We start from the raw sequence: 13490 nt of genomic DNA on the forward strand, positions 1-13490 counted from the left end.
GGCGAGCCTTCCTCCATGAGCCCGCTCGACGCCCCCGAACGCCGCAACAGCGACCTCGACGCCGCCCTGGCCGAGGCCCGCGCCCTCTATGCCAAGGCGCGGCCCGCCAGCGCCGAAGCGCACCAAGCCGCCCAGGCCGTGATGCCCGGGGGCAGCACGCGCTCGGTGCTGTTCTGGACCCCCTTCCCCATCAGCATGGCGCGCGGTGAGGGTGCGCGGCTGTGGGATGCGGACGGGCTGGAGTACCGGGACTTCCTGGGCGAATACACGGCCGGGCTGTTCGGCCACAGCGAGGGCAGCATCCTCGCCGCCGCCCAGGCCGCCATGGCGCGCGGCATCAACCTGGCCGCGGCGGGACGGGACGAGGCCGCCTTCGCGGGACTGGTCTGCGCCCGCTTCCCCGCGATCGAACGGGTGCGCTTCACCAATTCGGGCACCGAGGCCAACATCATGGCGCTGGCCACCGCCCGCGCCTTCACCGGCCGGACCGACATGATGGTTGCGCGCGGCGCCTATCACGGCGGCGTGCTGACCTTCGCTAAGGAACGCAGCCCGGTGAACCTGCCGGTGCCCACGCGCTTCATGGACTACAACGACCCAGAGGGCGCGGCCGCCGCCATCCGCGCGGCGGGCGATGCGCTGGCGGCCGTCCTGGTCGAGCCCATGCTGGGTTCGGGCGGCTGCATCCCGGCGAGCCGCGAATTCCTGGCCGCGCTGCGCGAGGCCTGCGCGGAGACGGGTGCGGTGCTCATCTTCGACGAGGTGATGACCAGCCGCCATGGGCCCGGCGGCATGCAGGGGCGACACGGCATCACCCCCGACATGACCACGCTGGGCAAATACATCGCCGGCGGCTTCAATGTGGGCGCCTTCGGCGGCCGCGCCGACATCATGGACGTGTTCAACGGCCATCGCGCCAATGCCCTGCCCCATGCCGGCACCTTCAACAACAATGTCTGGTCCATGGCGGCGGGGCGGGTGGCGCTGGGAGAGATCTTTACCGGCGAGGCGGCTGAGGCGCTGTTCGCCCGCGGCGAGACCCTGCGCGCGCGCCTCAACGCCGCCTGCGCCGAGGCCGGCCTGCCCATGCAGTTCACCGGCGCGGGCAGCATGATGACGGTGCATTTCCGCGCCGGCGCCATCACCGCGCCCTATACCGCCACGCCGGAGGAGGAGCAGCGGCGGGAACTGTTCTTCCTGGATATGCTGGCGGCCGGCATCTATGTGGCGCGACGGGGGATGATCAGCCTGTCATTGCCGCTGTCGGACGCGGACCTGGATGCGCTGGTCGAGGCGGTGCGGGAATTCCTGGCGGCGCGGGGGCAAGTGCTGCGTTAGTGTCGCAACTTTCGGTTGATCATTGCCACATCAACCGATGATCCAGCCGACCACCACCACCAGGCCGATCAGGATCCCTGCCGCACGCATCAGCACCCAGAACTCGCCACCCTGCACCTCCTCGTCCACACGGGCGGATGACAGTGCGCGCGGCGCCGGTGGAGGTTTTTTCGCTGCCTTTTCCGTGGCCTGACCCGCGATGTCGCCTTTGACCATGACCATGCTCCTCGGGGGTGGAGTGGCGCGCCGCCATGGGCGTACGCAAAGGGTGGCGCGGCAGGCTCAAGCTTGACAAGGGCGAAGTGTTTCTGCCTGCTTCGTCAGTTACTTGGCCGGTCTCACACCCCGCCATCCCAGCCATAAATCATAAGTCACCCCGGAGACGCCCCGCCATGACCAGCGCCCTGATCTTCGAGCGGCAGTGCATCCCGGGCGAGGCGCTGGACCGGCGCGGGGCCGCGCTGGCCGGGGGGTTGCGGGGGCTCGGCCTCAAGGAAAATGACGCCGTGGCGGTGCTGCTGCGCAACGGGCCGGTCTGGGCGGATGTGATCCTCGCCTGCAGGATCGGCGGCACCTATTACGCCGCGCTGAACTGGCACCTGACCCCGCCCGAGATCGCCTTCATCCTGGCCGACAGCGGCGCCAAGGCGCTGATCGCGGACGCGGCGCTGCTGCCCGCCCTGCGCGAGATCCTCCCGCCCGACCTGCCGGTCCTGGCGGTGGGGACGGCGGAGGGCGCGCTGGATTATGAGACCTGGCTCGCCGCCCAGCCCCCCTATGCCGGCCCCCCCGCCAGTCCGCGCGGGCAGATGGGCTACACCTCCGGCACCACGGGCCGGCCCAAGGGCGTGCGGCGCCTGCCCATCCCGCTCGGTGAACTGCCGGCCCGCCAGGCGCGGATGCGCCGGGTGGTGGAGGAGACACTGGGGGTGGCCGAGGGCAGCCGCGTGCTGGTCTCCGCACCGCTCTACCATGCCGGCCCCACCGTGATCGCGCAGAACGCCCTGGCCTTCGGCGAACTGCTGGTGCTGGCCCCGCGCTTCGACGCGGAGGAAACCCTGGCGCTGATCGCGCGCCACCGCATCACCACCGTCTACCTCGTGCCGGTGATGTATGTGCGTCTGCTGCGCCTGCCGCCCGAGGTGCGGGCGCGCTACGACATGTCCTCGCTGAAGGTCGTGGCCTCCACCGGCGCCCCCTGCGCGCCCGAGGTCAAGCGCGCCATGATCGAATGGTTTGGCCCCATCATCACCGAGACCTATGCCAGCACGGAGACCGGCATGCTGACCGCCTGCCGCGCGGGGGACAGCCTGGCCCGCCCCGGCACGGCGGGCCGCCCTGTGGCCGATGTCACGCTGCGCATCCTGGACGAGGAGGGCCGTGACTGCCCGCCCGGCGTGGTGGGCCGCATCTATGCGCGCAACCACGCCTATCCGGACTGGACCTACCACAACAACCCGGGCGCCCGGGCGGCCGTGGAGCATGAGGGCCTCTTCACCCTCGGCGACATGGGCTGGCTGGACGCCGACGGCTACCTCTACGTGGCCGACCGCGCCTCGGACATGGTGATCTCGGGCGGCGTGAACATCTACCCGGCCGAGATCGAGGCCGCGCTGCTGCGCCAGCCGGCCGTGCTGGATTGCGCCGTCTTCGGCGTGCCGGACGAGGAATATGGGGAGAGGCTGCACGCCGTGGTGCAGCTCGAAGCCGGGGCGACGCTGGACGCTGCCGCCTTGCAGGAGGGGCTGCGCGGGGTTTTGGCCGGGTTCAAGGTGCCCCGCAGCTACGAGGCGGTGGAGGCCATGCCGCGCGACCCCAACGGCAAGCTGCTGAAGCGCAAGCTGCGCGCGCCCTTCTGGGAGGGGCGTGCCCGGGCTGTCTAGAGCATGCTGCGTTCACATGCGTTCACGCCGCCTGCTCCAACCTTGGTTTAGAACGGGATTCAGCGTTTTCGGTGATTCCACCTCAACGCATCCCGCTCTAGTTGATGACCTTGTAGCCCTCGCCCTCGATGGCGGCGACCATCGCCAGGCGGTCCAGCACCGTCTCGGCGCGCACAAGCCCGCCCTCCAGCGTCACCGCCACCTGGGCCGCGGGGTCGCGCGCCTGGATGGCCTCGGTCACGGCGCGCACGCAATGGCCGCAGGTCAGGCCCTGCACCGTCAGTTCCATGGTGGCCATGCTCAGCTCTCCAGATGTTCGATGATGGGGCATTCGGGCCGCGTATTGCCCTGGCATGCCCGCGCGAGATGCCGCAGCGAGGCCGCGACGGCCTGGAGCGAGCGCGCCTTCTCCTCCAGCGCCTCGACATGGGACAGCGCGATGCGCTGCACCTCGGCACTTTTGCGCCCGCTGTCCTGCCACAGCGCCAGCAGCCGCTTCACCTCCGCAAGCGGGAAGGCCAGCTCCCGTGCATGCCGGATGAAGCGCAGCACCGACACATCCTGTTCGGAATAGGCGCGGTAGTTGTTCATCCGCCGCTCGGGCCGCACCAGGCCCAGCGTTTCGTAGTGGCGGATCATTTTGGCGCTGACGCCGCTCGCGGCCGCCGCCTCGCCGATGTTCATTCCAGGGTCCCCCTCTCCTTGGCTTCTCTCCACGTCCAGCGGGAGAGCAGCAGCGCATTGCCCAGCACCGAGACGGAGGAGGCCGCCATGGCCGCCCCCGCCAATGCGGGCGACAGAAATCCGAACGCCGCCAGCGGCAGCCCGGCCGAATTGTAGACGAAGGCCCAGAACAGGTTCTGCCGGATCTTGCGCCGCGTGGCGCGCGCCACCTCCAGCGCGGCGGGCACGAGGCGGGGGTCGCCGCGCAGCAGCGTGACCCCGGCGGCCGCGATGGCCGCATCCGTGCCGCTGCCCATGGCGATGCCCAGATCGGCCGCGGCCAGGGCCGGCGCATCATTCACCCCGTCGCCCACCATCGCGACCTTGAGCCCCTGGGCCTGCCAGCCCGCGATGCGGGCGGATTTGTCGCCGGGCAGCAACCCGGCCTCGACCTCGGTGATGCCGAGACGGGACGCGACCGCCTGCGCCGCCGCAGGCGAATCACCGGAGAGCATGGCCACCCGGACCCCCATGGCGCCGAGCCGCGCCACGGCCTCGGCCGCGCCGGGCTTCACCGCATCCTCGAAGGCCAGCAGGCCAAGCACGCGCTCACCCTCGACCAGCCATGCCAGGGTGCGGCCTTCGGCCTCGTGCCCGGCGGCCTCGGTGGTGAAGGCGGCGGCGGCGCCGCTCTCGGCCAGCAGGCGCGGGCCGCCCAGTTGCAGGGCGCGGCCAGCCACCACGCCGCGCACGCCTCGTCCGGGCAGGGCGCGGAATTCCTCGACGGGGGTGGTCGCGCCACCATGGGCGGCCAGCACGGCGCGGGCCAGCGGGTGTTCGCTGCCGGCCTGGAGGGCCGCGGCCAGCGCCAGCGCCTCGGGGTCCGCGGCATGGATCGCGGCCAACACGGGCCGGCCCTCGGTCAGCGTGCCCGTCTTGTCGAAGGCGACGAGGGTCGCGGCGTGGCCGCGCTCGATGGCATCGGCATCGCGCAGCAGGATGCCCGCCCGCGCGGCCGCCCCCGTGCCCGCCATGATGGCGGCCGGCGTCGCGAGGCCCAGCGCGCAGGGGCAGGCGATGACCAGCACGGCGACGGCGTGGAGGATAGCCTCCTCGCCCCCCGCGCCGAGCGCCAGCCAGGCCAGCAGCGTGAGGAAGGACAGCCCCATCACCACCGGCACGAAGACGGCCGAGACGCGGTCCACCAGCTTCTGGATGGGCGCCCGGCTGGCCTGGGCCGCGGCGACCAGCGCGGCGACGCGCGCCAGCACCGTCTCCTCGCCTATGGCCGTGACGCGCAAGGTGAGGTGCCCGTCCAGTACCACCGTCCCGGTGATGAGGCCATCGCCCGGATGCTTGGGCACGGGGCGGCTCTCGCCGGTGATGGCGGCCTCGTCCAGCCCGGCCTCGCCGCGCTCGATCACGCCATCGGCTGGCACGCGCTCGCCGGGGCGCAGCGCCACGCGGTCGTCCACGCGCAGCAGGGCGGCGGGCACCTCGCGCTCCTCGCCATTCTCGATGCGGCGGGCGGCGCGGGGGCGCAGGTCCAGCAGGGCACGGATGGCGCCGGCGGTGGAGCGCTTGGCCCGTGCCTCCAGCCGCTTGCCCAGCAGCACGAAGAAGATGATGAGGGCAGCGGCCTCGAAATAGAGATGGTCATGCCCCAGCAGCAGCATCCAGAGCGAGAGCCCGAAGGCCGCGCTGGTGCCGATGGCCACCAGCAGGTCCATGTTGCCGGTGCCGGCCCGCAGCGCGGCCCAGCCCGCCCGGTAGAAGCGCAGCCCCAGGCCGAATTGCAGCGGCGTGGCCAGCGCCAGCTGCCACCAGCCGCCCGGCATCCAGGCCATGCCCTGGCCCAGCGCCATGCCCAGCATCCCGGCCATGAAGGGCAGGGCCAGGAGGAAGGCGGCGCCCAGCGCCATATCCTCGCGGGGGAAGGTGCGGCGCTGCTCCGTCTCGGCCAGGGTGTAGCCGGCGCGGGTGAGGGCCGCCTCCAGCGCCGCCGTCTCGGTGCCGGTCATGACGCGCAGCGTGGCGCGCTCGGTGGCGAGGTTCACCCCGGCCTCGATCACCCCCGGCACGGCCCGCAAGGCCCGCTCGACCCGGCCCACGCAGGAGGCGCAGCTCATGCCCGTGATGCCCAGCTCCAGCACCTGCTCCCGCAGCCCATAGCCGGCACGGCGCAGCGCGGCCTCCAGCGCCGCCAGGTCGGCGGTGCCGATGACGGTGGCGCTTTCATCGGCCAGGTTCACCCGCGCCTCGGCCACGCCGGGCACGGCGGCCAGCGCGGCCTCCGCGCGGCGCACGCAGCTGGCGCAGCTCAGCCCCGAAAGGGCGAGGGTGGTTCGGGGAAGGGTGGCGGCGTGATCCATCATGTTCCAACAGGTGGTGCCTGACACCATGGCAGGGTCAAGGCGATGATGACCTTGCGCCAGCGCAAGCAGGACGGCACATGGCTGGCATGCGCGCATTCATGGCCACCCTGTTGCTGGGGGCGACCCTCGCCCTCCCCTCACTCGCCCAGAATGCGGCGCAGCCGCAGGAATTCCGGGTGGTGAACCGCTCGGGCCTGCCCGCGACCGCCCTGCACGCCGTCCGCAGCCCGCGCGGCGGGGCGGGCGACTGGGGGCCCAACCTGCTGCGTCCCGACCGGCCCCTGCCCGATGGCGGAGGCTTCCGCGTGACGCCCAGCGCCGATGCCGGCTGCCGCTTCGACCTGCGACTCGTGGCCCAGGACGGGCGCGAGGCGGTGCTGCGCGACCAGGACATCTGCGTGAACCGCAACCTGGACCTTCAGCGCCTGGCCGCGGCCGCCCCGCCGCCCGCGCCCCGCATGGCCGGCCCGGCCAGCCCCCAGGTGCCGCGCGCCGAGCCCAACCGCCGCGCCCAGCGCGTCTCCACCGGCTCGGGCTTCCTCATCGCCGAGGGCCGGGTGATGACGAACCAGCATGTGATTGATGGATGCAACCGCATCATCCTCAACACGCCCTCCGGCCATTGGCTGGCCGCCGCCCCGCCGGCGCGGGCCGATGCGGCGCTCGACCTTGCCATCCTGAACGTGCCCGGGCTGGTGGGGCCTGCCCTGCCCTTCCGCGAGGCGCCGGCCCTGCGACGGGGCGAGGGGGTGGTGGCCTATGGCTTCCCGCTCGCCGGCCTGCTCAGTTCCGAGCCCAAGCTGACGCGTGGCGAGGTGAACGGGCTGCGCGGCCTGCGCGACAACCCCAACCAGTTCCAGATCAGCGCGGAGGTCCAGCCCGGCAATTCCGGCGGGCCGTTGCTGGACATGCAGGGGCATGTGGTGGGTGTCGTCGTCTCCAAGCTCAACGCCCAGCGCCTGGCGCAGAGCACGGGCGACATCGCGCAGAACATCAATTTCGCGGTGCAGGGGCGCACCGCGCTGGAATTCGCGCGCCGCGCCGGCATCACGCCCCTGCTCGCGGAAAGCCGGGGGCGCGACCTGTCCACGGCCGATGTGGGGGATGTCGCGCACCGCTCCACACTCTTCATACGCTGCGAGAGGTAGGCCCCTCGCGGAACCGGGCGGGCTTGGCTAGTCTGCGGCCCAACGAACCGAGGAGGTTTCCATGCAACGCCGTGCCGTGCTGGCCGCGCCCATGCTCGCCGCGCCGCTCCTGCTGCCCAGCCCCGCCTCGGCCCAGGCCGCGCTGGTGAGCGAGGAGTTCATGGTCCCCTCCGGCGATGCGGGGATCGAGCTGTTCCTGCGCAACAAGCGGCCGGAGAACCTCACCAGCTTCTCGCCCGCCCGCACCGTGCTGTTCGTGCATGGCGCGACCTACCCGGCGCACACCTCCTTCGACCTGCCGCTGGGGGGCCTGTCCTGGATGGACTACATGGCCGGCCGCGGCTTCGACGTGTGGTGCCTCGACCTGCGCGGCTATGGCCGCAGCACCCGCCCGCCCGAGATGGCCCAGCCGCCCGAAGCCAACCCGCCCTTGGTGCGCGGCGAGACCGCGGTGGCCGACATCGCCGCCGCCGCCGCCTTCATCCGCGAGCGGCGCGGCGTGCCCCGCCTGATCCACATGGGCTGGTCCTGGGGCACGGCGCTGATGGGCCGCTTCGCCGCCGACAACCCCACGCTGGTGGAGCGCCTGGTGCTCTACGCCCCCGTCTGGCTGCGCGAGGGCGCGAGCCCGGCCGGTGACCAGCCGGGCGCCTATCGCCTCGTCACCCAGGCGCAGGCGCGCGAACGCTGGCTGAACGGCGTGCCGCAGGCGGCGCGCGCCAACCTCATTCCCGGCGGCTGGTTCGAACATTGGGCCGGCGTCACCTGGGCCACGGACCCCGAGGGCCTGCGCCGCACCCCATCCGCGCTTCGCGCGCCCAATGGCGTGCTGCAGGACAGCCGCGAATACTGGCAGGCGGGCCGCCCCTTCTGGGAGCCCGGCCGCGTCACCGCGCCCACCCTGCTGGTGGTGGGCGAATGGGACCGCGACACGCCGCCCTCGATGGCCTTCACCATTCTGCCGTTGCTGACATCCTCGCCCGGGCGGCGGATGGTGCTGCTGGGCGAGGGCACCCACACCATGCTCATGGAGCGCAACCGGGGCGCTCTGTTCCAGGCCGTCCAGGTCTTTCTCGAAGAGGCATCCGCGTGACATTTCCGACCAACCCCACCATCTGCTTCGCCCATGTGGCCTACCGCTGCGCCGAGCGTTTCGCCGAGCGGGGCGCGCCCTTCCCGCATTTCGAGGTGCGGTCGCTCGCCGAGCTGGAAGCGCGGATCGGCGAGGCGGATGTGCTGGTGGTCAGTGGCCTCTGGCGCAACACCCTGCCCGCGCTCTCGCCCCGGCTGAAGTTCGTGCAGTCGCTCTCGGCCGGCACGGACCAGTATGATCGCGCGGTTTTCGCGCAGCATGGCATCCGCCTCGCCTCGGCCGCCGGCGCCAACGCCAACGCGGTCAGCGAGCACGCGGTGGGGTTGATGCTGGGCATCACGCGCAAGCTGTTTGTCGCGCGCGACGACCAGCACAAGAAGTTCTTCTCCGGCATGAAGGGCGACTTCGCGCAGCGCGAGGACGAGCTGGCCGGCAAGACTGCGATCGTGGTCGGCACGGGGCGCATCGGCGCGCGGCTGATCAAGCTGCTCAAGGCCTTCGACATGCACGTCATCGGCGTGCGGCAGAATCCGGCCAGCGGCACGGCGGGCGCCGATGAGGTGCACGCGACCTCCGCCCTGCCCTCGCTGCTGCCCCGCGCGGATTTCGTGGTGCTGGTCTGCCCGCTGACGGACGCCACGCGCGGCCTGATCGGCGCCGATGCCCTGGCCGCCATGAAGCCCGGCGCCTACCTCGTCAACTGCGCGCGCGGCGCGGTGGTGGATGAACCCGCGCTGATCACGGCGCTGCAATCCAACGCCATCCGGGGCGCCGCGCTGGACGTGATGATGGCCGAGCCGCTGCCCGAGGAATCCCCCCTCTGGACGCTGCCCAATTGCTACCTGACGCCGCACACCGGCGGCGAGACCTGCGCCTATGAGATCAACGTGCTGGACCTGATGATGGAAAACATCAGCCGCCTCCAGCGCGGCGAGACGACGCTCGTGAACCAGGTGGCCTGAGCCATGGCGCTGGTGCTCTCGCCGCGCTGGTCCTGGTGCGCCGAGACCGGGCTGCGGGAGCACCCGCATTTCGTCATCGAGAATGGTCGCATCGCGGCCATCCTCAACGAGGCCCCGAGCCTGGACGCGGAGCGCATCGCCCTGCCCCAGGGCCTGCTGACGCCGGGGCTGATCAACCTGCACAACCACGCCTTCTCGGCGCCGCTGTTCCGTGGCCTCGCGGACGACATCCAGCCGGGCAGCCTGCCTGGGCACATCCTCTTCTCGCTGCTGATGCCGCTGGGCGACCTGGTGGCCGAGATCATGGAGCCGGAGGCCATCGGCGACGCGGTGGAGATGGCGCTGCTGGAATGCCTGATGACGGGCACGACCGCCATGCTCGACATCTGGCGTCCGCAGCAACACGAGTTCGTGCCGCGTGCGACGGCGCTGGGCCTGCGCACCTGGTCCTGCCCCTACACCTTCACCGTGCCCAACCTCGCCATGGGACCCGAGGGCACGCCCGTCTGGCAAGGTGAAGATGCCTCCGACGCCAGCTTCGACTTCGTGATGAAGCTGCATGCGAAGTGGCACCAGGGGCCGGACGGCCTTGCCTCGGTGGGCTTCGGGCCGCATGGGCCGGACAGCAACTCGCCCGAGCTGCTGCGCCGGGTGGACCGCGCGGCGCGGGAACTCGGCGCCATCGTCTCCGTCCATTGCGCGCAGAACCCGCTGGAGGTGGCCGCCGTGCGCGCCGCCCATGGCAAGGGCAGCGTGGAACACCTGCGCGATTGCGGCCTGCTGCGCCCGGGCGTGATCCTCGGCCATTGTTTCCTCGCCACCGACGAGGAGATCGCGATGGTGCGGGACGCCGATGCCACCATCGCCTGCTGCCCGCTGGGCTTCGCGCGTTCCGGCAAGGGGGTGCCCATTTCGCGCTTCCTCGATTCCGGCGTGCGGCTGGGCATCGGCACGGATGGCGTGACGCTCGACATGGTGGATGAGCTGCGCGCCGCCGCCCTGCTCGCCAAGACGCAATCCACCAACCCGGGTGCCGGCAGCGCCGAACGGCTGCTGACGGCCACGACGCGCGACAGCGCCGACGCGCTGGGGCGTCCGGACCTGGGGCGCCTGACGCCTGGCTCGCGCGCGGATGTGGTGATGTTCGACCTCTCCGCCGCGCGCTACCAGCCGGTGTGGAACCCGCTGCGCGCGCTGCTGACCAATGGGCGCGGCAGCGATGTCCATACCGTCGTCACCGCCGGCGACATCCGGGTGCACGGCGGCGCCCTGGTGCGCGGCGATGCGGACGCCATTATCCGCCGGGGCGCGGCCGCCATCGAGCGCGTCTGGGCCGAGGCCGCACGCCGCGGGGCCATCCCCGCGGCACTTGCTTCACAAAGGGAATTCGCGTGACCACCGACGAGACCATCGCCTCCATCCGCGGCCACGCCGCCTACCAGGCCGCCTGCGACGTGCTGCGCGCCGAGCATGACCGCACGGTGCAGGACATCATCACGCTGACGGAGATCCCCGCCCCGCCCTTCGCGGAGGAGAAGCGTGCGGCCGCCTATCTCGACATGCTGCGCGCCCATGGGCTGGAAGAGGTGGCGCAGGACGAGGTCGGCAACGTCATGGGCCTGCGCCGCGGCTTCGGAAATGGCGACATCCTGGTGGTGGCGGCGCATCTCGACACGGTCTTCCCCGCCGGCACCGATGTGCGGGTGCGGCGCGAGGGCACGAAGCTGTTTGCCCCGGGCGTGGGCGACGACACGCGCAGCCTGGCGGTGAACCTCGCCTTCCTGCGCGCCATGGACGCGGCGGGCATCCGCACGCGGCACGACATCCTGTTCGTGGGCGATGTGGGCGAGGAAGGGCTGGGCGACCTGCGCGGCATCCGGCACCTCTTCGCCACCCACCCCAGGCGCGAGCGCATCCGCGGATTCCTCACGGTGGACAGCCCGGAGGTGGAGCGCATCGTCACCGGCGGCATCGGCTCGCGCCGCTTCCGGGTGACCTTCCGTGGCCCCGGCGGGCACAGCTATGCCGCCTTCGGCATGGTGAACCCGATGTATGCCATGGCCGAGGCCGCACGCAGCCTGGCCGCCATCCGCGTGCCGCGCGAACCGGTCACGACGCATTGCGTCAGCGTGGTCTCGGGCGGCACCTCCATCAACGCCATCCCGGAGACGGTGACGATGGAGGTGGATCTCCGCTCCGCCTCCGCCGACGAACTCGCCAAGCTGGAACGCGGCTTCCTGGCCGGCGTCGAAGGCGCGGTCGCTGCCGAGAACATGGCGCGCGAGGGCACCATCCGCGTGGAGATCACCCCCGTGGGCGACCGGCCCGCGGGCCACACGCCCAATGGCGCGCCTATCGCGCGGCTGGCGGCGGCGGCGGTGGCGGCGGAGGGCTACAGCCCTTCCTTCGAATGGTCTTCGACCGACGCGAACATCCCGATGAGCCTGGGCATCCCGGCGCTTCGTATCGGCTCCGGCGGGCGCGGGGGTCGCGCGCATTCGCTGGAGGAATGGATCGACGTGGAGATCGAGGGATCGCTGCGCGGCATGCGCGCGAGCCTCGCCACCATCCTGGCGGTGGCGGAAATGGAGGTGGCATGATGTTCGCCACCGATTCACGCCTCCAGGCTCGCGCCCTCCGGCGATCGGGGGCGGCATGACCCTCATCGTCCGCATGGGCGACGTCACGCCCTATTCGCCCGCCAACCACCACGGCACCGTCAACCACCGGCTGATCGGCCCCGAGACGGTGGGCGCGCGGCAGGTGGAAATGCTGCACGGCACCTTGCAACCCGGCGGCTCGGCCCTGCCGCATGCCCATCCGGGCCTGGAGCAGATCTGCTACCTGCTGGAAGGCCGCGCCCGCGTCGCCTGCAATGGCGAGGAGGGCGAGATGGGGCCGGGCGATGCCTGCTTCTTCCCCGCCGATGCCGAGCACCTGTTCCAGGTGATTGGCGACACGCCGGTGCGCGTGCTGGTCATCTACGCACCACCCTATGGCGAGAACCCCGACAAGGTGGTCCGCCGGAATACCCATGGAGGATAACGTCATGTTCCAACGCCGCACGTTGCTGGGCGCCTCGCTCGCCCTGCCTGCGCTGTCTGCACCCGCCATCGCCCAAGGCGGCTGGCGGCCTTCGCGCCCCATCACGCTGGTCGTGCCCTTCGGTGCCGGCTCGGGCACGGATGCCGTCACGCGCATCCTGGCCCAGATGCTCTCGGCCGAGATGGATGGCGCCACCATCACCGTGGAGAACCGCGCCGGCGCCAATGGCACCATCGCCGCCATGGCCGTGGCCCGCGCCCAGCCTGACGGGCATACCCTTTTGGTGACCACCAACACGCCGCACGCCGCCAATCCCTGGCTGCTGCGCCGGCTGGACTATGACCCGATCGCGGACTTCACCCCCATCTCGCGCCTGGGCAACTACGCCTTCTGGCTGGTGGTGCACCCCGACATCCCGGCCCGCACCCTGTCGGAATTCATCGCCCATGTGCGCGCCAATCCGGGGCGCATCACCTACGCCTCGGGCAATGGCTCGGGCATCGTGGGCGGTGCGGCCGTGGCCAAGCATGCGGGGGTGGAGATGACGCATGTCCCCTACCGCTCCGTGCCGCCCGCGCTGACCGATCTGCTGACCAACCGCGTGAACTGCATGGTGGTGGATTTCGCCCCCTCCATCGCGCATGTCACCGAAGGACGGCTGCGCGCGCTGGGCGTGACCTCCAGCCAGCGTTCGCGCCTTGCCCCCGACGTGCCCACGCTCGCCGAAGGCGGCATGACCGGCTTCGAGATGCTGAGTTGGGCGGCCCTGCTGGGCCCCGCCCGCCTGCCGCCCGAGGTGACGGCCACGCTCGGTTCGGCCATGCAGCGGCTGGGCGCCAAGCCCGAGTATCGCGAGCGCCTGGCGCAGGCGCGCTTCGAGGGCCTCACCTCCACGCCCGAGGAGCTCGGCCGCTTCATCGTGGCGCAGATCGCCGCCTGGGGCGAGATGATCCGCTCGGCCGGGATCGAGCCCGAATGAGACC

13 protein-coding genes are annotated in these 13490 nt (G+C 71.6%); 9 read left to right on the forward strand and 4 right to left on the reverse strand.

What is annotated here, in order from left to right; all coding sequences use genetic code 11:
* Positions 1–15: 15 nt before the first annotated feature.
* Positions 16–1338 carry an aspartate aminotransferase family protein gene (locus GGQ83_RS07055; protein WP_184383085.1) on the forward strand — a complete coding sequence of 441 codons (1323 nt, stop codon included), beginning with the start codon at positions 16–18 and terminating at the stop codon, positions 1336–1338.
* A gap of 30 nt (positions 1339–1368) precedes the next feature.
* Here GGQ83_RS07055 and GGQ83_RS07060 read toward each other — a convergent pair whose 3' ends face one another.
* Positions 1369–1560, reverse strand: a complete 192-nt coding sequence (locus GGQ83_RS07060) for a hypothetical protein (protein ID WP_184383086.1) — start codon at positions 1558–1560, stop codon at positions 1369–1371.
* A 29-nt stretch (positions 1561–1589) separates the two neighbouring features.
* Here GGQ83_RS07060 and GGQ83_RS07065 point away from each other — a divergent pair, with 29 nt between their 5' ends.
* Positions 1590–3221, forward strand: coding sequence for an AMP-binding protein (locus GGQ83_RS07065; protein ID WP_340643612.1), 1632 nt, complete (start codon positions 1590–1592; stop codon positions 3219–3221).
* Positions 3222–3318: 97 nt separating this feature from the next.
* On the opposite strand, the gene GGQ83_RS07070 is transcribed toward GGQ83_RS07065, so the two are convergent.
* The 3 genes from GGQ83_RS07070 to GGQ83_RS07080 are packed head-to-tail and all read right to left on the reverse strand — an operon-like array spanning position 3319 to position 6259.
* Positions 3319–3519 carry a heavy-metal-associated domain-containing protein gene (locus tag GGQ83_RS07070; RefSeq protein ID WP_184383088.1) on the reverse strand — a complete coding sequence of 67 codons (201 nt, stop codon included), beginning with the start codon at positions 3517–3519 and terminating at the stop codon, positions 3319–3321.
* A 2-nt stretch (positions 3520–3521) separates the two neighbouring features.
* The gene (locus GGQ83_RS07075) at positions 3522–3905 is read right to left on the reverse strand and encodes a MerR family transcriptional regulator (RefSeq protein ID WP_184383089.1); all 384 of its coding nucleotides are present in this window, start codon (positions 3903–3905) and stop codon (positions 3522–3524) included.
* Positions 3902–6259, reverse strand: a complete 2358-nt coding sequence (locus GGQ83_RS07080) for a heavy metal translocating P-type ATPase (RefSeq protein ID WP_311727497.1) — start codon at positions 6257–6259, stop codon at positions 3902–3904. Before GGQ83_RS07080 ends, GGQ83_RS07075 begins: the two co-directional genes overlap by 4 nt.
* Positions 6260–6345: 86 nt before the next feature.
* Between GGQ83_RS07080 and GGQ83_RS07085 the strand changes: the two genes are divergently transcribed.
* From GGQ83_RS07085 to GGQ83_RS07115, 7 genes are all read left to right on the forward strand, one after another.
* Positions 6346–7407, forward strand: a complete 1062-nt coding sequence (locus GGQ83_RS07085) for a trypsin-like peptidase domain-containing protein (RefSeq protein WP_242534930.1) — start codon at positions 6346–6348, stop codon at positions 7405–7407.
* Positions 7408–7468: 61 nt separating this feature from the next.
* On the forward strand, positions 7469–8500 hold the full coding sequence (locus GGQ83_RS07090) for an alpha/beta hydrolase (protein WP_184383091.1): 1032 nt from the start codon (positions 7469–7471) through the stop codon (positions 8498–8500).
* Positions 8497–9462: a D-2-hydroxyacid dehydrogenase gene (locus tag GGQ83_RS07095; protein WP_184383092.1), complete on the forward strand. Its 966-nt coding sequence runs from the start codon at positions 8497–8499 to the stop codon at positions 9460–9462. The genes GGQ83_RS07090 and GGQ83_RS07095 overlap by 4 nt, the downstream gene beginning before the upstream one ends.
* Positions 9463–9465: 3 nt before the next feature.
* Complete coding sequence (locus GGQ83_RS07100) at positions 9466–10857, forward strand: amidohydrolase family protein (protein ID WP_184383093.1); 1392 nt, start codon at positions 9466–9468, stop codon at positions 10855–10857.
* A complete protein-coding gene (locus GGQ83_RS07105; RefSeq protein WP_184383094.1) occupies positions 10854–12062 on the forward strand; it encodes a M20/M25/M40 family metallo-hydrolase in 1209 nt (402 codons plus the stop codon). The genes GGQ83_RS07100 and GGQ83_RS07105 overlap by 4 nt, the downstream gene beginning before the upstream one ends.
* A gap of 55 nt (positions 12063–12117) precedes the next feature.
* A complete protein-coding gene (locus GGQ83_RS07110) occupies positions 12118–12507 on the forward strand; it encodes a cupin domain-containing protein (RefSeq protein WP_184383095.1) in 390 nt (129 codons plus the stop codon).
* A gap of 4 nt (positions 12508–12511) precedes the next feature.
* Positions 12512–13486: a Bug family tripartite tricarboxylate transporter substrate binding protein gene (locus tag GGQ83_RS07115; RefSeq protein ID WP_184383096.1), complete on the forward strand. Its 975-nt coding sequence runs from the start codon at positions 12512–12514 to the stop codon at positions 13484–13486.
* The last annotated feature ends 4 nt before the right edge of the window (positions 13487–13490 follow it).

The organism is Roseococcus suduntuyensis (genome assembly GCF_014196305.1).
Classification (GTDB): domain Bacteria; phylum Pseudomonadota; class Alphaproteobacteria; order Acetobacterales; family Acetobacteraceae; genus Roseococcus; species Roseococcus suduntuyensis.

What these genes read in the sequence shown, in the direction of transcription:
- GGQ83_RS07060 (WP_184383086.1), bottom strand. Translation starts at nt 1,560, where the DNA reads ATGGTCATGGTCAAAGGCGACATCGCGGGTCAGGCCACGGAAAAGGCA.
- GGQ83_RS07075 (WP_184383089.1), bottom strand. Translation starts at nt 3,905, where the DNA reads ATGAACATCGGCGAGGCGGCGGCCGCGAGCGGCGTCAGCGCCAAAATG.
- GGQ83_RS07110 (WP_184383095.1), top strand. Translation starts at nt 12,118, where the DNA reads ATGACCCTCATCGTCCGCATGGGCGACGTCACGCCCTATTCGCCCGCC.
- GGQ83_RS07055 (WP_184383085.1), top strand. Translation starts at nt 16, where the DNA reads ATGAGCCCGCTCGACGCCCCCGAACGCCGCAACAGCGACCTCGACGCC.
- GGQ83_RS07070 (WP_184383088.1), bottom strand. Translation starts at nt 3,519, where the DNA reads ATGGCCACCATGGAACTGACGGTGCAGGGCCTGACCTGCGGCCATTGC.
- GGQ83_RS07080 (WP_311727497.1), bottom strand. Translation starts at nt 6,259, where the DNA reads ATGATGGATCACGCCGCCACCCTTCCCCGAACCACCCTCGCCCTTTCG.
- GGQ83_RS07065 (WP_340643612.1), top strand. Translation starts at nt 1,590, where the DNA reads ATGGGCGTACGCAAAGGGTGGCGCGGCAGGCTCAAGCTTGACAAGGGC.
- GGQ83_RS07085 (WP_242534930.1), top strand. Translation starts at nt 6,346, where the DNA reads ATGCGCGCATTCATGGCCACCCTGTTGCTGGGGGCGACCCTCGCCCTC.
- GGQ83_RS07090 (WP_184383091.1), top strand. Translation starts at nt 7,469, where the DNA reads ATGCAACGCCGTGCCGTGCTGGCCGCGCCCATGCTCGCCGCGCCGCTC.
- GGQ83_RS07100 (WP_184383093.1), top strand. Translation starts at nt 9,466, where the DNA reads ATGGCGCTGGTGCTCTCGCCGCGCTGGTCCTGGTGCGCCGAGACCGGG.
- GGQ83_RS07115 (WP_184383096.1), top strand. Translation starts at nt 12,512, where the DNA reads ATGTTCCAACGCCGCACGTTGCTGGGCGCCTCGCTCGCCCTGCCTGCG.